Origin of the sequence: Virgibacillus sp. 7505 (assembly GCF_002272135.1) — a bacterium.
In the GTDB taxonomy this organism is placed as follows: domain Bacteria; phylum Bacillota; class Bacilli; order Bacillales; family Amphibacillaceae; genus Terribacillus.
Genome location: NZ_NPBF01000027.1, coordinates 52,313 through 70,441 on the forward strand (window position 1 = coordinate 52,313; position 18,129 = coordinate 70,441).

Consider the following 18,129-nt stretch of genomic DNA (forward strand, 5'->3'; position numbering starts at 1 on the left):
ATATGAGATGGAAGGATTGGGATCGCAATTTAAAGATCCGATTGCTTGGGGAAGCAATGATGAATTTCCTGTTCTGGGCTTACTTCCCGTTCATGACGATCTTTTTCCAAGACGCTTTCGGGAAGGACAGAGCTGGATGGCTGCTCATGTTATCCCAAGCGCTTTCCGTACTTGCAAGCTTAGTAGGGGGATATTGTGCTGACCGCTTTGGCCGAAGAAGGATGATGAGTATTGCGGTTGCCGGTCAATCCGTCACCTTCCTCGTGTTTGCATACGCGAATTCACCTTGGCTGACATCATCAGCCCTGACTTTCCTTGCGTTTAGCTTCCTTGGTATTTGGAGTGCGTTGTATTGGCCAGCATCACATGCGATGGTAGCCGATGTGGTTAAGGAGAAAGATCGAACTGCCGTTTTTGCGGTCTTCTATACAAGCCTCAATATAGCTGTAGTGGTAGGGCCGTTGATTGGGACCGTTTTATTTTATTCGTACCGTTTTCAAATGCTGCTGGCTGGATTCCTGCTTACTGCCATTTTATTTGTCATTATGCAAGTCTTCATTCGTGAAACAGTGCCAGAGAAGAAGCAAGAGAAAGCAGATCATGCAGCATGGTATAAAGCTGTCTGGAAAGAACTCCAGACATATCGCATCATTGCTAAAGACCGAACTTTCCTCCTTTTCATCGTGGCGGGTGTGCTGGTTGCGCAGACGTTCATGCAGCTGGATATCCTGATAGCTGTTTATACGAGCGAAGTCATTACCAATCAAACCGTTTTTGCACTTGGTGATTTCCGCATAGAGGTGGATGGAAAACAAGCATTTTCACTTATCCTGGCTTTGAATGGTTTGTTAGTAGCTATATTCACAGTATTTACATCCAAGTTTGTCACCAAATTCCGGATTGCCCGAGTGTTTGTCGCATCAAGCATTGCCTATGCTGCAGGTATATGGCTTTACGGGATGACGGAAAGCTTCTGGATTTTTGTGGTAGCAATCATTCTCTTTACAATCGGGGAGCTTATGGTAGTTGGCTTACAGGAAAGTTTTGTCGCATCGCTGGCCACAGAGGAAAGCAGAGGGCAATACTTTTCTGCAGCAAGTCTTCGCTTCACACTTGGGAAGCTACTTGCGCCGCTTAGCCTTGTGCTCGTCAGCTATATGAGCTATCAGCTCACATTCACGATTCTTGCTTTGCTGGCTCTAGTGAGTGCCTTCGTCTATAACGCGATGTTCAAACGCTACCAGAAGGAACAGCGGGCAGCGTCCTGATCTTTGTCATGAATCCTTGTCCACTTGCATAGATATTACACAACAAGGACAAGGGGGTATTACAATGCCGGACATCCCATTGTGGGTCATGCTCATTTTTCTTTGCATGATCGGCAGCGGCTTCATGGCATTCCGGACGCAACGGCATGATTATCAAACAGAGAAGCAGTTCATCGAGCGGGAAGGAAATGTTTATATGGAGCGTATCGAGGAAGAAAAAGCGAGACGTGCAGTTAAAAAGTAATAAAAAAAAGACCGAAACGAATTCGTTTCGGTCTTTTTTATTATCAGCCGGAAGTTGTAGATGTAGAAGTCATATCATCAATTAGATCTTTATATTCGTCGATCTTGATATCAAAGTCTGCATCTTTTAATATTTTGTTTATTTTCTCTTGCTGTTTAGCTGAGTCTACTTTCTGGATAGCTAGTTCTGTCTTGATTTGGTCACGTTCGTCATCAAGGGAACCTACTTCTTGTTCTGTATCGCGAGTGTCATCCAGGCGAATGATATGCCAGCCAAAGCTGGATTCTACTGGATCACTGATTTCACCTTTTTTCAGTTTATAAGCTGCATCTTCAAAGGCAGCATCCATTGTACCAGCAGTGAACCAATCGAGAGAGCCTTTGTTTTCTACTGTACCAGTATCTGTAGAGTATTCTTCAACAAGCTTGTCCCAATCTTCTCCGTCATCAAGCTTCTTTTTAACTTCTTTCGCTGTATCTTCATCGGCAACAAGAATGTGGCTTGCATTTAGATCTGTTTTCATATGATCATAGCGAGCTTGGATTTCTTCATCAGAAACGTCCACGCCGTCTGCAATTGCCTGCTGTTGAAGAAGGCTTGTTTTCACGGATTCGCGGAAGGCATCTTCATCTGCATAGCCGGCTTGCTGCAAGACAGATTCGAAAGTATCTCCATACTGATCCTTCAATTTGTCGACCTGTTCGTCAATTTGTTCTTTGTCCACATCATATTTATCGTCAAGGGCCTTCTCCAGAACCATTGTCTGTAATACTTGAGAACCGTATTTGTCACTTAGTTCCTGATAGTAATCCTCTTTGGAGATATCCCCAGCTTTTGATTCTACCACTGTCTCACCGGAACCACATGCTGATAGTGCGACAACGCTTGTCGCGAATACTGCAGCGATAGCCAATTTCTTCATGAAAACAAACACTCCTAATCCACTTATATTTGATTGGCGGCCTGTCCGCCGTTTCCCCATAAGACAATATATCACATATTCAAGGATAAAAGGCAACCTGTGACGGCAATTCCACAGTTTTTCCATATGTAAAAACGCTCCAGGGGGAGCGTCATTTGACCAAGATATCGTAGCTTTTATCTGTCCCTGCAATGACACACTTGCGCGGGGCCTGCAATAAATTGCAAAGGTAGAAGCCATCTGAGAAGGTCATGCCTGCATTCACACTGACAAGAAGGATATAATAGATAGGCATCGTATCCATGAGAATCGCTCCAATCAGCAAAGGCAGGGTAATCAGTATAGTCGGCATAATTAAGGAAAGAAACGGAATAATCCGGCTTGTCTTGGTTCTAACCTTGAAATGCACGGTCGGGATGAATTGTCTGCTCCATTGCAGTTTATATTCACAGCGCTTCCCTGTCATCCAAAAAGGAATCAAATGTGTGATACCGTGGATGAGCGGAAGCATATATAGGGAAATTATTGATAGTAATAGACCAGTTTCTTCTAATTTCATTTTTGGGTGGATGAGCGTCAGCATCGGATAAAGAATGATGAATGTCAATATACCTATCATTGTGGAAATAAGGAATATACGATTGGTACCGAGATCTTTCTGTGCATCGACACTTCTCCAGCAATTCATGTCCAGTGGCTCCCTTCAGTTGACTTAAAGTTAGGGTCAGCTTTCTTCACTTAAGAGATATTAGTACGTTTGGGCGGGAAAATCAATAGCTTTCCTGGAAATTTTACTTTAAAATATAAGAACAAGATCCGTTTGTATGAAACGGTCAGTTTGAAAGGCAAAGGAAGCGTTTTTATGGAGGAAGAAAAAAAGAGTACGCTGTCTTTTCATCTGCATTTAATTGCAGAGACTGGAGTGTTGGATAAATACCCTTTCCGTAAACTCCTCATAGAACGGAATATAAATGAGGAGGAGTATGCTGCTGTCCTAAAAATGCTCCAGCGGCTTAATAGCTTATATAAGGAGCAAAAGGAAGAAGGCTTGCTCGATTACACGTCGCTGCTTCTGGAATTCGTCGGGATGCTGCCTGAGAAGCTGTATTATTGGGATGTACTGCTGGCACTTCGTGAAGAAAAACAGGACGATACATATAAGGGTCTGGTTGATGAATTGATTTTACTGGATATGAAAAACCGCTATTAGCATGAGCTGATAGCGGTTTTTTCTCTGTTATCTGGTTATGAACTTACGGCTCGGGCTAGCTATGTGATATTCCTCTTAATCAAAATTACCCTCTGCTTCAGAGTGATGGACGTTTTTCTACATATAATATAGCCAGCAGCACGACAGCTCTATGTTAAGTTCCTATAATGAAGTGCTATCATTTTTTTGTCTATATGTAACTATTTTCTCGAGCCTAGGGGAACCTGTAAAGAATGATTATGCTCCATATCAAAGTATTTAGGAGTATCTTGGCGGAAATAGAAGGAAAACAAGCTTATGCTTTGTACAGTATATACTGTACGTACTATATGTTCAGATATAACGATTCATTTCGTTTGATTTGTTTGTTTTTTATGTTTAGTATTAATAGGGTCGAAACAAAGGGATAGGAAAATAATCCTGATTATTACAGATAAGTTACAGAAGACTAGTGAAAAAGAGGTGAATACTGTGCCGATTATCAAAGTAGAAAATCTCTCTAAGGTGTTTGGGAAAAACACGAAGGCTGCTCTGCAATTAGCAGAAGCGGGTAAGTCAAAAGAAGAGATTCTAAAAGAAACAGGGAGCACAGTTGGTGTAAATCGTGCATCATTTGAGGTAGAAGCCGGTGAAATTTTTGTTATCATGGGTCTGTCAGGAAGTGGTAAATCCACTTTGGTAAGACTGATTAATCGTCTGATAGAGCCAACGACAGGTAACATTTATATTGATGGAGAAAATCTGGCAAAGATGGACAAAAAGGAACTTCGTCGTGTGCGACGGGAAAAGCTGAGCATGGTATTCCAGCGATTCGGGTTATTCCCAAACCGCACGATCTTGCAGAATACAGAATACGGATTGGAAGTTCAAGGAATCAGTAAACAAGAAAGAACAAAAAAAGCGAAAGAATCCTTGGAGCTTGTCGGGTTGGGAAGCTATCTTAACCAATATCCTGACCAATTATCCGGCGGGATGCAGCAGCGTGTAGGTTTGGCACGTGCATTGGCAAATGATCCAGAAGTGATGCTGATGGATGAAGCTTTCTCTGCTCTGGATCCGCTTATCCGGAAAGATATGCAGGATGAACTATTGGATTTGCAGGAAACAATGAAGAAGACGATTCTGTTCATCACGCATGATTTAGATGAAGCACTCCGCATTGGTGATCGCATCGCCTTGATGAAAGACGGTCATATCGTCCAGATTGGCACTCCTGAGGAAATACTTATAAATCCGGCCAATAAATTTGTTGAAAAGTTTGTTGAAGACGTCGATCGGGCAAAAGTGCTTACTGCTCACCAAATCATGAAACGACCAGAAACTGTAAATATAGACAAGCACGGCCCTCGTGTTGCGCTTGAGCGTATGCGGGAAGCTGGTCTATCCAGTATCTTTGTTGTGGATAGTAAACGTATGCTGCATGGGATAATTACTGCTGATGCAGCGAATGAAGCCAGAAAGAATGAAGTTAAGAACCTATCAGAAATCATTCAGCGTGATGTGCCGACAGTGGAAAAGGATACGCCATTGCATGATTTGTTTGCAGTCATCCATGATTCTCCTGTTCCGTTAGCAGTTACGGAGAACGGAAAGTTATTGGGAATTATCGTCAGAGGTGCGGTTATCGGTGCGCTTGCTGGGGAGGGTGAGGTGAATGGCCATGCTTAATTTCATGGAGAATTTAAACACAATACCAGTTGGAGACTGGATGACTACTTTCGTCGACTGGATGACTAATACATTTGCTTTCTTGTTCGATCCGATCAAGGAAGGTTTGGGAAGCTTTATGGGCCTCATTACTGATGGCTTGTCTGCCATTCCTCCAGTTATTTTCATACTGTTAGTTGCTGTATTGGCCTTTTTCATGACTGGGAAAAAATTCGGTTTAGCGATATTCAGCGTTATCGGTTTATTATTTATCTGGAACCAAGATCTTTGGAATCAGCTGATTGAAACGTTCACACTTGTGCTGACCGCCAGTATCCTTTGTATCATCATTGGTATTCCGATTGGTATCCTGATGGCAAAAAGTAAAGTTGCAGAAACAATCATCACACCTATTTTGGACTTTATGCAAACAATGCCTGCTTTCGTTTACTTGATTCCAGCTGTTGCTTTCTTCAGCATTGGGGTTGTTCCGGGGATTTTTGCTTCCCTTGTTTTTGCAACACCGCCAACAGTCCGTTTTACGAATCTTGGTATTCGCCAGGTATCCGATGAGTTAGTCGAAGCAGCGGATGCTTTCGGATCGACTGGACCACAGAAGTTATTCAAAGTAGAGCTGCCAATGGCAAAATACACTATCATGGCAGGTGTCAATCAAACGGTTATGCTTGCTCTATCCATGGTCGTTATCGCATCCATGATCGGTGCACCTGGCCTTGGTCGCGAAGTATTGGCATCGCTGCAGCGTGCGCAGGTTGGTCCCGGTTTCGTAGCTGGACTCTGTATTTTTGTGCTGGCCATCATCATTGACCGTTTTACACAAAATATTTATAAGAATAAATCTAAATAACTGATAAAGCCTGTAACAGGCTTTCCGTTACGTGGAAAAGGAGAGTTCGGTTACATGAAGAAGTGGAAAACACTAGGTGTGGCTGCTGGTCTGGCAATGACACTGGTAGCAGCAGGCTGCGGCAGTGAGAGCTCCAGCTCAGACAGCCTCAGCGAGCAAGTGGATTACACGGTAACAGGCATCGAAGCAGGTGCCGGTGTCATGAAAGCAACGGAGAAGGCGTTTGATGACTATCAGCTTGATGGCTGGGAGATCATGCCATCTTCAAGTGGTGTCATGACAATTGCGCTGGATGATGCGATCGAGGACAAAAAGCCTATTATTATCACAGGCTGGACTCCACACTGGATGTTCGCAAAATATGATCTGAAGTATCTCGAAGATCCGAAAGGCTCCTATGGCGGAGCAGAAGCCCTTCATACACTCACACGCCAAGGTTTTGCAGATGATGTACCTGGTGCCAATAAGGTCCTCGACCAGTTTAACTGGGGTGTAGAGGATATGGAAGAAGTGATGCTCGAGATTAATAAAGGAGCAGAACCGGCAGAAGCAGCTCGGAAATGGGTAGATGCGCATGCTGATAAGGTGGCTGATTGGACAAAAGATGCTGAGGAAGGTAATGGACAGGAAGTAAGTCTTGTTTATGTAGAATGGGATTCCGAGGTGGCATCTACAAATGTCTTGAAAGTCGTCTTGGATGATTTAGGCTATAAAACAGAGATTACACCGCTTGATAATGCGATCATGTGGCAGGCAGTCGCGCAGGGCGAAGCTGATGCAACAGCATCAGCATGGCTGCCTACGACACATGGTGATCTTTATGAGCAATATAAGGACCAGGTTGTCGATCTAGGAGCCAGCCTCGAAGGTGCAAGAACAGGTTTGGTCGTTCCTAGTTATGTAGATGCAGATTCTATCGAAGATTTGGAGCCTAAAAATTAATTAAGGAAACCTCTTCCTCTTGGAAGGGGTTTTTCTTATGTATGAATACAAGGAATGCCATCTATCGGAGGAAATGAAATTTCGTTTCAAATTGAACCGCTATCAGCTCGAGCTGGTAGCGGTTATTTTTTCGAGTATAGCAGCAGCTTCTTGATGGAATTGAAGACTGCTGGATAGTTTCTCCTGCATATGCTTCCAATCCGGATCATTTTCTGGAAGGGTCCTTTTTAATTGCTCCATAGCCTCGAACTGACGGTTTGTCTGCGTATGCCATTGTTTGACTTGTAGTGTCATCAGCTTTTTGTATAAGGGTTCGACATTCGTATAAAAATCCTTCCTCGAGCCTTTAACCCATACACGATCAACGAGTTCCAAGTGAGATAGATTACGGATAGCTATATTTACAGCTGTTTTACTTTTTCCGATTAACTTTGCCATTTGATCCAAGGTAAGTGAACGGTTCTCAATATATAACACTGCGAGCAGCCGAGCTTCGGTTGCGGACAAATGAAACATTTCCCCCGTCCTCGTCAATTCCATTATAAGTGTCTCGTATGATGAAATCTTTTCATTCACGATAGTTGTTACCTCCCCTTACCTATACAGTTGTACCAAGCTTACACGATATAAAAGGTTAAAGGAATTGCTTCCTTACATAGTATTTTGGAGCATAAAGGAGGAAATAGAAGGAAAAGTGCTGTTAAAGTTTGTTCAGTATATTCTGTACAAACTTTATGGACTGAAACGACAATTTATAGAGTTTGTGTTGTATGAACTTTTTCTATAACATAAATTTAGTCGAGTCATTGTTACAGGAAGTTATCTTAATGATGACAATCATGTTACAGAAAAAAGAGGTGAATGCTGTGCCGATTATTAAAGTAGAAAATCTCTCTAAGGTATTCGGGAAAAACACGAGGGCTGCATTGCAATTAGCAAAAGCTGGTAAGACGAAAGAAGAGATTTTAAAAGAGACAGGAAGCACAGTTGGAGTCAATCGTGCATCATTTGGAGTAGAAGCTGGTGAAATCTTCGTCATCATGGGGCTTTCAGGTAGTGGTAAATCTACGTTGGTCCGTCTGATTAACCGCTTGATCGAACCTACAACAGGCGATGTTTATATTGATGGAGAAAACTTGGCGAAGATGGATAAGAAGGAGCTTCGCCGGGTACGGCGACAAAAGCTGAGTATGGTATTCCAGCGATTCGGATTATTTCCAAACAGAACGATTTTGCAGAACGCAGAATATGGTCTGGAAGTGCAAGGAATGAGCAAACAAGAGAGAAGCGAGAAAGCGAAGACATCCTTGGAGCTTGTTGGTCTCGGTAGCTATCTTGATCAATATCCAGGTCAATTGTCCGGAGGGATGCAGCAGCGTGTGGGGCTGGCACGAGCGTTAGCAAACGATCCAGAAGTGATGCTGATGGACGAAGCTTTTTCAGCCCTGGATCCGCTCATTCGGAAAGATATGCAGGATGAACTATTGGATCTGCAAGAAACAATGAAAAAAACGATACTGTTCATCACGCATGACTTGGACGAGGCGCTCCGTATCGGAGACCGTATTGCGTTGATGAAAGACGGAAACATCGTCCAGATCGGAACTCCTGAAGAAATCCTCATGAATCCGGCCAATAGCTATGTCGAGAAGTTCGTCGAGGATGTGGATCGTGCGAAAGTACTTACTGCTCAGCAGATCATGAAACGACCAGAAACTGTAAACATAGAAAAACATGGGCCTCGAGTGGCGTTGGAACGTATGCGGGAAGCAGGTCTGTCCAGCATCCTGGTTGTGGATAGCAAACGTGTACTGCAAGGTATCATTACTGCCGATGCAGCGAATGAAGCCAGAAAGAATGACGTGAAAAACCTATCGCAAATTATTCAGCGGGATGTGCCGACAGTAGAGAAGGATACACCGCTGCATGATTTGTTCGCAGTCATCCATGACTCTCCAGTTCCGTTAGCAGTTACGAAAAACGAAAAGCTATTAGGAATTATCGTCAGAGGTGCTGTTATCGGAGCACTTGCTGGGGAGGGGGAGGTGAATGTGAATGCTTAATTTCATGGAAAACGTAGAGGCTTTGCCGGTTGCAGATTGGACAACGGATTTTGTTAGCTGGCTCACTGATACATTTGCTTTCTTGTTCGATCCAATCAAGGATGGACTAGGCGATTTGATGGATCTGATTACATCAGGTCTCGATGCCATCCCTCCTGTCATCTTCATTTTGCTAGTTGCAATATTAGCCTTTTTCATGACAGGTAAGAAATTCGGATTAGCAGTATTCAGTATTGTCGGTTTGTTGTTCATTTGGAATCAGGGATTATGGGATCAGCTGATCGATACGTTCACACTTGTACTGACCTCCAGTATTTTGTGTATTATCATCGGAATCCCGATTGGTATCTTGATGTCCAAGAGTAAAATCGCACAAACAATCATTACGCCAATTCTCGACTTCATGCAAACAATGCCTGCCTTCGTCTACTTAATTCCGGCAGTTGCCTTCTTCAGTATCGGGGTTGTACCGGGTATTTTTGCTTCCCTGATCTTTGCAACACCGCCAACTGTCCGTTTCACGAACCTTGGTATCCGACAAGTTTCGGAGGAGCTGGTAGAAGCGGCAGATGCCTTCGGTTCAACTGGACCGCAGAAGCTATTCAAAGTGGAATTGCCGATGGCGAAATACACTATCATGGCAGGTATCAACCAAACAGTCATGCTGGCGCTTTCCATGGTCGTAATCGCATCCATGATCGGTGCACCAGGTCTTGGGCGTGAAGTACTATCTTCGTTGCAGCGGGCACAGGTTGGTCCTGGTTTTGTAGCGGGACTTAGCATTGTTGTACTGGCAATCATCATTGACCGTTTTACGCAGAACATCTACAAAGATAAATCCAAATAAGTGTTTCGCCTTAAATAGGCTTTTACTAATTAAAGAAAAAGGGGAGTTCGATTACATGAAAAAGTGGAAAACATTAGGGGCAGCAGCGGGACTAGCATTGACACTGGTGGCAGCAGGGTGCGGTAATGACAGCTCCAGCTCAGACAGTTTCAGCGAACAAGTCGATTACACGATTACTGGTATCGAAGCTGGAGCTGGGGTCATGAGTGCAACAGAAAGAGCAATCGAAGATTATGACCAGCTGAATGGCTGGACATTGCAGCCATCCTCCAGTGGTGCAATGGCTACAACTTTAGGCGAGGCTGTCAAGGATGAAGAGCCAATCATTATCACTGGCTGGACACCGCATTGGATGTTCAGTAAATATGATCTAAAGTACCTGGAAGATCCGAAGGGTTCATTTGGAAGTGAAGAAACAATCAATACCATGACTCGCCAGGGATTTGCTGACGATGTACCGGGTGCCAACACAGTGCTTGATCAATTCAACTGGTCTACGGATGATATGGGAGAAGTCATGTTGGAAGTAAGTGAGGGTACCGACCCAGCAGAAGCTGCACGAAATTGGGTTGATGGACATGCTGATCAAGTAGCTGAGTGGATAGATGGAGCCGAGGAAGGTACTGGACAAGAAGTCAGCCTTACGTATGTAGAGTGGGATTCTGAAGTTGCTTCTACCAATGTCATGAAAGTTGTACTGGATGATCTAGGATACAATGCCAAAATCACTCCTCTCGATAACGCGGTTATGTGGCAGTCCGTTGCTAATGGAGAAGCTGATGCCATGGTAGCAGCTTGGCTGCCGACGACACATGGTGATTTGTATGAGCAATACAAAGATCAAGTAGTTGATCTTGGACCTAACCTGGAAGGTGCGAAAACGGGCTTAGTCGTACCTAGCTATGTAGATGCGGATTCAATTGAGGATCTTGAAGCGAAATAATGGAATGATTGAAAACCCTCTCCTTCAAGGAAGAGGTTTTTCTTCAATAAAAAATGCTCTCCATAACGGAGAGCATTTTTTATTCGTTGCCGTTTTTCTGATTCGCTTTGTCTTCCAGTTCTTTTAAGCTTTTTTCAATCTGAGCCAAGCTTTTCTGGATGTTTTTCTGATGTGGTTCAACTGTACGTTTCCAGCTGTCTATGGAAGTCTTCACTTCAGCTGATAATTCTTTGAACATAGCAGCGCCTTCTTTGGACGTTCTGGCGATCTGTTCTTTCAGCTGTGTACCTTCATTCTTCAAATTATTGAATGTAACCTTCCATTCGTCACTGCGCTGTTTAGCGTCTGCGCGCAGTTCACTGCCGGAGGATGGTGCTGTCAGCAATGTAATTGCAGCGCTGACGGTACTGCCTACAAGTATACCTAAAGCGATTGATTTGCCACTTGCCATCGTCTCCACTCCTTCCTACTTCATTATACTATTTTCTCTTCCTATGTAGCAGTGAAACCTGTTAGGACAATCTTATTGGATTTTACTGCTGATTGCTTCCGCCAATTCACCAAGCTGTTCACTGGCAGTATTGTCATGCTGTTCGAATGTAGCGTGGAAGCCGTCGTCTTTGCCGTATCTCGGGATTAGATGCACATGCAGATGAAAAACAGTCTGACCTGCTGCCGCTTCCGTGTTGCTCAATACGTTCAAACCAGCGGGCTGGAAAGCTTCTTTAATTGCATTTGCGATCAGCGGTACACGAGAAAAAACTTCCTGTGCCACTTCGGGCGGTGTTTCGTAAATATTCTTCGTATGTGTTTTCGGAATGATGAGGGTGTGTCCCTTTGTCACCTGGCCGATGTCCATAAAAGCAAGTACGTGGTCATCTTCATAAACTTTCGCAGATGGCAGTTCGCCAGCAGCAATTTTACAGAAGATACAATCCTTTTCGTGCATACGATCACTCCTTTAACGTGTATACATATTGTATAAAGGAATGGACATGCTTGTAAAGTAAGTCGAATAAAATAGGCAGACATCCCGTAACGGCCGGAATGTTGGAATTCTTCGCGTTTTGGGAGTGTCTGCCTTGGAAGCAAGGTTGCCAAGAGTAAAACCATTTCGAACTGTACAGCGGCTTACGAGGTTTGCGCCAGTACACTTTCAGCTTGCTTGCAAATGTAAATCAGCTTACTTTTCGGACGTAGCGGTCTGTATCTCCTACCAACACCTCATTATATTAAGAATGGGTCCTGCTTTGGAAACCCCTTGGCAACATCTTTGCTTCGAAATTAGTATGTGCAGGTTGTCAGAGGTTATAACCGTTTTATTTTGGCAAATACGGCGTGCTTTGGTAAACTTTTAGCAGAAGCGTGCTTTAGAAAGGGGAAAGGGTAATGCAGCCTTTATTACATATTAATTCACTGACAGGTGGGTATACACATAAAAATGTCCTGCACGATATATCGTTCCAAGTTGATGCAGGGGAAATTGTCGGGCTGATCGGCCTAAATGGTGCAGGAAAAAGTACGACGATCAAGCATATCATTGGTCTTATGCAGCCAAAGGGCGGCAGTATCCAGATCAATGGAAGCACGTTTGCTGAATCACCTGAAACTTATCGAAGCAATTTTTCCTATATACCGGAAATGCCGGTACTGTATGATGAATTGACGTTATACGACCATCTTCGTCTTACTGCGCAAGCATATGATCTGTCAAAGGAGGAGTTCGATAAGCGGCTTCCGCCTTTATTGAAAGAGTTCCGGCTGGAAAAGAAACTGAAGATGTTCCCGGTCCATTTTTCGAAAGGGATGCGTCAGAAAGTGATGATCATGTGTTCTTTCCTTGTCGAACCTGACCTTTACATCGTGGACGAGCCATTCGTCGGACTGGATCCGCTCGGTATTCAATCCTATCTGCAGCTGATGAATCAAGCGAAGGAAAATGGAGCGGGCGTCCTTATGTCCACGCATATTTTGGCGACAGCCGAACGCTATTGTGATCGCATTGTCATTTTGCATGATGGAAAGCTGCGGGCAGCTGGTACGATGGAAGAGCTGCGCAATGAATTCGATATGCGAAATGCCACACTGGATGATTTATATGTACAGCTGACGAAAGAAGAAGATAGCCATGTTTAATGCAGAAACATTTTTCAAACAGCGGCTTACCGAGCACATGAAGGAAATGAATCGCTATTTGCGGTACATATTCAACCAGCATCTTATGATAGCGATGCTGTTCCTGATCTCGGGGCTCGCTTATTATTATCAGCAGTGGCTAGAGGGATTAACTCCGGACTTTCCTGCGGCGCTTTTGATCGGTACTGTATTCGGTCTCCTGGCCAGCTACAGCCCTGTGCGGACTTTATTGAAAGAAGCAGATATGATATTCATGCTTCCGCTTGAGCCAAAGCTGCACCGCTATTTCAAATTAACCATCGGGTATAGCTTTTTTACGCAGCTTTACTTATTAATATTGGCTGCAGCAGCACTGGCGCCATTGTTCTTCGCGGCAGATCTAGGAGAGGGTTTTGCATCCTATCTGCTTGTATTTGTTGTTCTTCTCGTTTTCAAGCTTTGGAACCTTCATATGAATTGGTGGATGCTGAAGATACGGAATGTCAACATCAGAAGAATAGAACAGACGCTGCGGCTGGTGCTGAACGTCGGAAGCTTTTGGCTGTTTTTACGAGGCAATCTTATTGCGGCGGCAGTTTTGACGGTTCTATTCGTCGTACTTCTTTTTGTGGACTATACTTTCACCCGGAAGCAGGGTGGTCTCGCTTGGGACTTGCTGATCGAAAAAGACCAAGCACGAATGCAGGCGTTCTACCGCATTGCTAACCAATTTGCTGATGTACCGCACTTGAAGACAAAAGTCCATAAGCGGCAATCCCTCGTCAACCTCTTCACTAGTCGAGTTCCGTTCGAACAGAAGCATACTTATGATTATCTGTTCCGGATCACTTTTGTCAGAGGAGGGGACTATTTCGGTCTCTTTCTTCGGCTGACGATTCTTGCTGGCGTCATCATCTACTTCATTCCGAATCTTTGGGTGCAGCTGGCGTTCGCTTTATTGTTCCTTTATTTGACCGGTTTCCAGCTTATTGGAATGTGGAAGCATCACCGGACAATCGCTTGGATGGATCTTTATCCGGTGGCGGGTGATACGCGTAAGCGTGCATTGTTATCCCTTCTTCAGCAGCTGGCCATTATACAAGCAGTGCTGCTTAGTCTAGTATTCCTTCTCCGCGTCGATGTGGTCGGTTTTGCTTTGGCACTTGTTGCTGGACTTGTCTTCGGTATCGGGTTTGTCCGTATGTATGTACCGAAACGGTTGAAATAGGAGGGGTTCGGATGGTGGATGACTATTATAAGGAAAGAAAACTGAAGGAAGCGATGTTTTATTATCATTCCCTGCAGAGGCGCGGCGGCAGGTTTCAACGGCTTTCCAAAGGAACACAGGATACTATTACAGATAAAATTCCGGCAGCTGTTCATACTGCAATTACGACAGCTATCCGCCAAATGATAGAACTCAGCCTGACGTCTTCCAACTACATCTATCCAATCAAGGTCGAACAGAAATGGAGTTTCGAGCAACGTGAGAAAGAGGTTCGGAAGGTCATCAATCGTTATAAAACAACGGCGAGATTGGAAGGTGCCGGTACTGGCGCTGGAGGTATCCTCTTAGGAATGGCCGATTTTCCGCTTCTCCTTAGCATCAAAATGAAATGCCTATTCGATATTGGCAGAATCTATGGTTTTGATGTGACAGCTTTCAGTGAACGTGTTTTCTTGCTGCAGATTTTCAGTGCCACTTTCTCAAGCAGTGAAACGAGGATTAAGCTATGGGAAGAAATCCGTGATTGGAACAAAGTTACCGGTGCTATCGAGGATGTGAATTGGAGGGTACTGCAGCAAGAATACCGTGACCATATTGATTTGATCAAAATGGTACAGATGCTGCCAGGTGTCGGAGCTTTCGTCGGTGCCATCATTAATGGGAAGTTCCTTGAACAGTTAGGTACAGCTGCGATGCATGCATACCGCATCCGGATGTTAACATAAAAAAAGATCAGCGTGAAAAATCACGCTGATCTTTTTTTCATTGGTAAGCAATGCAAGTGCTGAGTAATGTCTTGGCAGCAATGCTCATAGCTCTTTCATCAAAGTCGAATTTCGGATGGTGGTGCGGATAATAATGATCTTCTTTCTTAGCACCGGTAAAGAAGAAAGCTCCTGGTTTGTTGTGCAGATAATAAGAGAAATCCTCACCAGTCATCGTAGGCAGTACCTTGTTAGCTTCCTTGACTTCTTCGACTTGTTTCGAAGCATCCAGTACCAATTGAGCTTCGGCTGGATGGTTGATTACTGGCGGGTATCCTTCGATATAGTCATATTTATAGCTTGCGCCGTTTGCGGTTGTAATACCTTTCAGTACATTCTCGATTTCCACTTTGATCTGTTCCTGCACCGCAGTGTCAAATGTACGGACTGTTCCAGTAAGCTTGGCTGTTCCGGCAACTACATTGAAAGCTGCGCCAGCCTCGAAAGTACCGACGGTGATAACCGCTGTTGACAATGGATCCAAGCGGCGGCTGATAATTTGCTGAAGCGCTGTTACGACTTGAGATCCGATAAGCACGGCATCCTTTGTCTGGTGCGGCTGAGCACCATGACCGCCTTTACCGATGATTTCAATTTCAAATCGATCTGCTCCTGCCATGAATTCTTTATCCGCTGTTTCAATTGTGCCAAGCGGCGTGTTCGACCAGAGGTGGGTTCCGAACACGGCATCCACGTCATCCAGGATACCAGTTTCAATAATCGGCTTCGCTCCGCCTGGTGCATATTCTTCTGCATGCTGGTGGACGAAAACAAGCGTTCCTGGTAACTCGTCCTGCAATGCTTTGGCTGCTTTGGCGATGCCAAGCAGAGTAGCTGTATGTCCATCATGACCGCATGCATGCATAACATTCGGTACTGTAGATTTGTAAGGTACATCATTTTCTTCTTGGATTGGCAATGCATCAAAATCTGCACGCAAGGCAATCTTCTTACCGGGCTTTCCGCCTTTGAGAGTGGCAACTACACCATTACCTCCAACGTTCTTTTCGTAGGGAATACCAAGTTCCTCGTATGTATTTGCAATATATGCAGCTGTCTTTTCTTCTTTAAAGGACAGTTCTGGATGCTGATGAAGGTATCTTCTTGTGGCAACCATATCTTCATACAGTTCATCGATTTTGGTAAAAAAATTCGCTAGCATGCTGCACCAGCCTCCTTATTCATATGAAATAAGACCAGTATAGCACATTTCCTATTAATAATTATTGATTTATTCAGAAAAATGCATAGGAAAACCCATAACCGAATGGTTATGGGTTTGATACTTTAGGATAGGCGGGAGTCGCTCAAAAGACGGTTGAGCTCGTCACGGTGGTTTGTTTCATCAGCAATCATATCTTCCAGCTTGGTGGCAAGCTCTGTCAAGTTAAGCTCTTCAGCCTGTTTTCTGCGTTTTTCATAACGGTCGATCGTATCCTGTTCTGCATCTCGTGCTTCTGTTAGCATTTTCTTTACATCGGTGTGATATGGAACTTCAGCTGGAACAGTGGATGGTACGCCGCCGAGTGTTACAATCTTATCTGCTAAATATTTTGCATGTCCGATTTCGTCCGTGATTTCATCCTCGAAAAATGGTTTCAAAAACGCACGATATAGGCCTGAAACTGCAGAGCTGTATGTTGTATACATGATGGAAGCGGCATATTCATTTGCCAAGTCTACGTTCAAGCCATCAATAAGTTCCTGTAGTTGAGAGTCGTCCTTGATTTTTCTAACATTGTCTGCCATGTTTATCATCCTTTCTGATTGGCTATCTAGTAAGGTATATTCCCCTGGTATTTGTTTTCTAAACAAGTGCCATAGTACAATCAATCAGAGGTGACAAGATGGAACTCACGAATAGAAAAAGATACATACTGCTATTTACAATTGCGATTATCGCAGCAACTATATTCACGATCGATGTAAGACTCCATACAGATCCGCTGCTGGATCAATGGACAGCTCCATTTGCGGAATCATTGCAGGGAACATTTTGGTATGAAGTATTCCGTTGGATTACAGAGCTTGGTTCGAGCATTGTACTAAGCGTGCTCGCATTTTTATTTGGTTTATTCTTAGCTATTGGTAAACGAGATCTTATTGGAGCAGGTATTGTATTTACGGCTACCGCTCTAGGTTATCAATTCAATTTCCTTATTAAACAATTGGTAGAGAGGGAGCGCCCGACGATTCTGGCATTAGTGGATGGTGAGGGATTCAGTTTTCCATCGGGCCATTCCATGGTGTCCTTTATTACATATGGCATCATCCTGTATTTCCTTTGGCATTACCTTAAAAGCAGCCAGCGGTATATCGCTGGCTGCATAGCAGCTATTATCGTCCTGCTGGTTGGCTTTAGCCGGTATGTTCTCCGCGTCCACTATTTGACTGATGTACTGGCCGGATTCGCGTACGGAATGATCTTTCTGGTCATCTGGATTTTGTTATATAAATGGCTGCAGCACAAGCTTGGAAAAAGAGAAAAAGTGCGCTCTTATTGATATAGCAGAAAAAAAGGCCTGTCCGTGTAATCGGACAGGCCTTTTTTATTCATTGTCGATCTGGTAAGTGGTGACATATGCTGGTCCGCCACTGAATGGCGGCTTTTTCGGCTGGTCGGCATCTTTTTTATGAGCATGCTGAAAAGCTTCTGATTTCTTCCAATCCTCGAAGTGCTGTTTGGATTCCCATGCTGTCAGCACAAGATACGTGTTTCCCTCTTGAGGACGAAGCACCCGGAGCGCTTTGAACCCGGGAGTTTGATCGATTTTGCCGGCTCTGCGTTTGAATACATCTTCAAAAATCGGCCGGCCTTCGTCTGTGACCGGAATATTGTTGATGGCGATATAACCTTTATCTGGAAGGCTGCCTGTGCCCGTTACCTGTTCATAGGTTCGCGGCGCCGTGAATTTAGCAGCATTTGGTTCTTCTGTATAAGCGAGGGCTCCCTCTGCTCCTTCGAACACCCAGATTTTTGCTTTATCTTTCGCCTTTAGCTGGCGAAGAAATTCAGTAGTACCACTGGTGAAGTGTACGATCATTTGTATTCAACCTCCTGGCAGTAT

General features: G+C 44.1%; 21 protein-coding genes. 13 read left to right on the top strand and 8 right to left on the bottom strand.

The features are described 5' to 3' along the window. Positions 1-2: 2 nt before the first annotated feature. Together CHH91_RS12275 and CHH91_RS12280 are read left to right on the top strand one after the other, a co-directional pair. Complete coding sequence (locus CHH91_RS12275) at positions 3-1,268, top strand: MDR family MFS transporter (RefSeq protein WP_095223748.1); 1,266 nt, start codon at positions 3-5, stop codon at positions 1,266-1,268. A 64-nt stretch (positions 1,269-1,332) separates the two neighbouring features. Next, a complete protein-coding gene (locus CHH91_RS12280; protein WP_095223749.1) occupies positions 1,333-1,512 on the top strand; it encodes a sporulation YhaL family protein in 180 nt (59 codons plus the stop codon). 43 nt (positions 1,513-1,555) lie between these two features. Here CHH91_RS12280 and CHH91_RS12285 read toward each other — a convergent pair whose 3' ends face one another. Both CHH91_RS12285 and CHH91_RS12290 read right to left on the bottom strand, forming a co-directional pair. Beyond that, positions 1,556-2,434 carry a peptidylprolyl isomerase gene (locus tag CHH91_RS12285; RefSeq protein WP_095223750.1) on the bottom strand — a complete coding sequence of 293 codons (879 nt, stop codon included), beginning with the start codon at positions 2,432-2,434 and terminating at the stop codon, positions 1,556-1,558. A gap of 151 nt (positions 2,435-2,585) precedes the next feature. After that, on the bottom strand, positions 2,586-3,122 hold the full coding sequence (locus tag CHH91_RS12290) for a DUF3267 domain-containing protein (RefSeq protein WP_095223751.1): 537 nt from the start codon (positions 3,120-3,122) through the stop codon (positions 2,586-2,588). Between the two features lie 174 nt (positions 3,123-3,296). Between CHH91_RS12290 and CHH91_RS12295 the strand changes: the two genes are divergently transcribed. The 4 genes from CHH91_RS12295 (at position 3,297) to CHH91_RS12310 (ending at position 7,101) form a co-directional block, all read left to right on the top strand. Then, positions 3,297-3,644, top strand: a complete 348-nt coding sequence (locus CHH91_RS12295) for a DUF1878 family protein (protein ID WP_141234160.1) — start codon at positions 3,297-3,299, stop codon at positions 3,642-3,644. Between the two features lie 471 nt (positions 3,645-4,115). Continuing rightward, positions 4,116-5,312, top strand: a complete 1,197-nt coding sequence (locus tag CHH91_RS12300; RefSeq protein ID WP_095223753.1) for a quaternary amine ABC transporter ATP-binding protein — start codon at positions 4,116-4,118, stop codon at positions 5,310-5,312. Then, entirely contained in the window at positions 5,305-6,159 is an 855-nt protein-coding gene (locus CHH91_RS12305) for an ABC transporter permease (RefSeq protein ID WP_095223848.1), read from the top strand. The genes CHH91_RS12300 and CHH91_RS12305 overlap by 8 nt, the downstream gene beginning before the upstream one ends. Positions 6,160-6,213: 54 nt before the next feature. After that, positions 6,214-7,101 (top strand): glycine betaine ABC transporter substrate-binding protein, encoded by an 888-nt coding sequence (locus CHH91_RS12310; RefSeq protein WP_095223754.1) that lies wholly within the window; start codon positions 6,214-6,216, stop codon positions 7,099-7,101. Positions 7,102-7,203: 102 nt separating this feature from the next. On the opposite strand, the gene CHH91_RS12315 is transcribed toward CHH91_RS12310, so the two are convergent. Continuing rightward, the gene (locus tag CHH91_RS12315; RefSeq protein WP_095223755.1) at positions 7,204-7,677 is read right to left on the bottom strand and encodes a GbsR/MarR family transcriptional regulator; all 474 of its coding nucleotides are present in this window, start codon (positions 7,675-7,677) and stop codon (positions 7,204-7,206) included. Between the two features lie 290 nt (positions 7,678-7,967). Between CHH91_RS12315 and CHH91_RS12320 the strand changes: the two genes are divergently transcribed. The 3 genes from CHH91_RS12320 to CHH91_RS12330 are packed head-to-tail and all read left to right on the top strand — an operon-like array spanning position 7,968 to position 10,954. Continuing rightward, on the top strand, positions 7,968-9,164 hold the full coding sequence (locus CHH91_RS12320) for a quaternary amine ABC transporter ATP-binding protein (protein ID WP_095223849.1): 1,197 nt from the start codon (positions 7,968-7,970) through the stop codon (positions 9,162-9,164). Continuing rightward, positions 9,157-10,011, top strand: a complete 855-nt coding sequence (locus CHH91_RS12325) for an ABC transporter permease (RefSeq protein ID WP_095223756.1) — start codon at positions 9,157-9,159, stop codon at positions 10,009-10,011. Before CHH91_RS12320 ends, CHH91_RS12325 begins: the two co-directional genes overlap by 8 nt. 55 nt (positions 10,012-10,066) lie before the next feature. Next, the gene (locus tag CHH91_RS12330) at positions 10,067-10,954 is read left to right on the top strand and encodes a glycine betaine ABC transporter substrate-binding protein (RefSeq protein WP_095223757.1); all 888 of its coding nucleotides are present in this window, start codon (positions 10,067-10,069) and stop codon (positions 10,952-10,954) included. 79 nt (positions 10,955-11,033) lie between these two features. Here the strand turns inward: CHH91_RS12330 and CHH91_RS12335 are convergent, their stop codons facing one another. Both CHH91_RS12335 and CHH91_RS12340 read right to left on the bottom strand, forming a co-directional pair. Beyond that, the gene (locus tag CHH91_RS12335) at positions 11,034-11,405 is read right to left on the bottom strand and encodes a YtxH domain-containing protein (RefSeq protein ID WP_095223758.1); all 372 of its coding nucleotides are present in this window, start codon (positions 11,403-11,405) and stop codon (positions 11,034-11,036) included. 72 nt (positions 11,406-11,477) lie between these two features. After that, positions 11,478-11,903: an HIT family protein gene (locus tag CHH91_RS12340; RefSeq protein ID WP_095223759.1), complete on the bottom strand. Its 426-nt coding sequence runs from the start codon at positions 11,901-11,903 to the stop codon at positions 11,478-11,480. Between the two features lie 440 nt (positions 11,904-12,343). On the opposite strand from CHH91_RS12340, the gene CHH91_RS12345 reads away from it, so the two are divergent. From CHH91_RS12345 to CHH91_RS12355, 3 genes are read left to right on the top strand one after another with little or no spacing between them, the layout of a single operon-like run. After that, a complete protein-coding gene (locus tag CHH91_RS12345) occupies positions 12,344-13,090 on the top strand; it encodes an ABC transporter ATP-binding protein (RefSeq protein WP_095223760.1) in 747 nt (248 codons plus the stop codon). Then, on the top strand, positions 13,083-14,297 hold the full coding sequence (locus CHH91_RS12350) for an ABC transporter permease (protein WP_095223761.1): 1,215 nt from the start codon (positions 13,083-13,085) through the stop codon (positions 14,295-14,297). Before CHH91_RS12345 ends, CHH91_RS12350 begins: the two co-directional genes overlap by 8 nt. A gap of 11 nt (positions 14,298-14,308) precedes the next feature. Then, on the top strand, positions 14,309-15,022 hold the full coding sequence (locus tag CHH91_RS12355) for an EcsC family protein (protein WP_095223762.1): 714 nt from the start codon (positions 14,309-14,311) through the stop codon (positions 15,020-15,022). A 37-nt stretch (positions 15,023-15,059) separates the two neighbouring features. On the opposite strand, the gene CHH91_RS12360 is transcribed toward CHH91_RS12355, so the two are convergent. Together CHH91_RS12360 and CHH91_RS12365 are read right to left on the bottom strand one after the other, a co-directional pair. Beyond that, positions 15,060-16,223 (bottom strand): M20 family metallopeptidase, encoded by a 1,164-nt coding sequence (locus CHH91_RS12360; protein ID WP_095223763.1) that lies wholly within the window; start codon positions 16,221-16,223, stop codon positions 15,060-15,062. A gap of 125 nt (positions 16,224-16,348) precedes the next feature. After that, positions 16,349-16,810, bottom strand: coding sequence for a ferritin-like domain-containing protein (locus CHH91_RS12365; protein WP_095223764.1), 462 nt, complete (start codon positions 16,808-16,810; stop codon positions 16,349-16,351). A gap of 98 nt (positions 16,811-16,908) precedes the next feature. Here CHH91_RS12365 and CHH91_RS12370 point away from each other — a divergent pair, with 98 nt between their 5' ends. Beyond that, a complete protein-coding gene (locus CHH91_RS12370; protein WP_095223765.1) occupies positions 16,909-17,565 on the top strand; it encodes a phosphatase PAP2 family protein in 657 nt (218 codons plus the stop codon). Positions 17,566-17,610: 45 nt separating this feature from the next. On the opposite strand, the gene CHH91_RS12375 is transcribed toward CHH91_RS12370, so the two are convergent. Then, on the bottom strand, positions 17,611-18,105 hold the full coding sequence (locus tag CHH91_RS12375; protein ID WP_095223766.1) for an antibiotic biosynthesis monooxygenase family protein: 495 nt from the start codon (positions 18,103-18,105) through the stop codon (positions 17,611-17,613). Between the last annotated feature and the right edge of the window lie 24 nt (positions 18,106-18,129).

Excerpts from the sequence above, each read along its gene's own strand:
- CHH91_RS12275 (WP_095223748.1), top strand. The coding sequence starts at position 3 with ATGAGATGGAAGGATTGGGATCGCAATTTAAAGATCCGATTGCTTGGG.
- CHH91_RS12280 (WP_095223749.1), top strand. The coding sequence starts at position 1,333 with ATGCCGGACATCCCATTGTGGGTCATGCTCATTTTTCTTTGCATGATC.
- CHH91_RS12285 (WP_095223750.1), bottom strand. The coding sequence starts at position 2,434 with ATGAAGAAATTGGCTATCGCTGCAGTATTCGCGACAAGCGTTGTCGCA.
- CHH91_RS12290 (WP_095223751.1), bottom strand. The coding sequence starts at position 3,122 with ATGAATTGCTGGAGAAGTGTCGATGCACAGAAAGATCTCGGTACCAAT.
- CHH91_RS12295 (WP_141234160.1), top strand. The coding sequence starts at position 3,297 with ATGGAGGAAGAAAAAAAGAGTACGCTGTCTTTTCATCTGCATTTAATT.
- CHH91_RS12305 (WP_095223848.1), top strand. The coding sequence starts at position 5,305 with ATGCTTAATTTCATGGAGAATTTAAACACAATACCAGTTGGAGACTGG.
- CHH91_RS12310 (WP_095223754.1), top strand. The coding sequence starts at position 6,214 with ATGAAGAAGTGGAAAACACTAGGTGTGGCTGCTGGTCTGGCAATGACA.
- CHH91_RS12325 (WP_095223756.1), top strand. The coding sequence starts at position 9,157 with ATGCTTAATTTCATGGAAAACGTAGAGGCTTTGCCGGTTGCAGATTGG.
- CHH91_RS12330 (WP_095223757.1), top strand. The coding sequence starts at position 10,067 with ATGAAAAAGTGGAAAACATTAGGGGCAGCAGCGGGACTAGCATTGACA.
- CHH91_RS12335 (WP_095223758.1), bottom strand. The coding sequence starts at position 11,405 with ATGGCAAGTGGCAAATCAATCGCTTTAGGTATACTTGTAGGCAGTACC.
- CHH91_RS12340 (WP_095223759.1), bottom strand. The coding sequence starts at position 11,903 with ATGCACGAAAAGGATTGTATCTTCTGTAAAATTGCTGCTGGCGAACTG.
- CHH91_RS12345 (WP_095223760.1), top strand. The coding sequence starts at position 12,344 with ATGCAGCCTTTATTACATATTAATTCACTGACAGGTGGGTATACACAT.
- CHH91_RS12350 (WP_095223761.1), top strand. The coding sequence starts at position 13,083 with ATGTTTAATGCAGAAACATTTTTCAAACAGCGGCTTACCGAGCACATG.
- CHH91_RS12355 (WP_095223762.1), top strand. The coding sequence starts at position 14,309 with ATGGTGGATGACTATTATAAGGAAAGAAAACTGAAGGAAGCGATGTTT.
- CHH91_RS12360 (WP_095223763.1), bottom strand. The coding sequence starts at position 16,223 with ATGCTAGCGAATTTTTTTACCAAAATCGATGAACTGTATGAAGATATG.
- CHH91_RS12365 (WP_095223764.1), bottom strand. The coding sequence starts at position 16,810 with ATGGCAGACAATGTTAGAAAAATCAAGGACGACTCTCAACTACAGGAA.
- CHH91_RS12370 (WP_095223765.1), top strand. The coding sequence starts at position 16,909 with ATGGAACTCACGAATAGAAAAAGATACATACTGCTATTTACAATTGCG.
- CHH91_RS12375 (WP_095223766.1), bottom strand. The coding sequence starts at position 18,105 with ATGATCGTACACTTCACCAGTGGTACTACTGAATTTCTTCGCCAGCTA.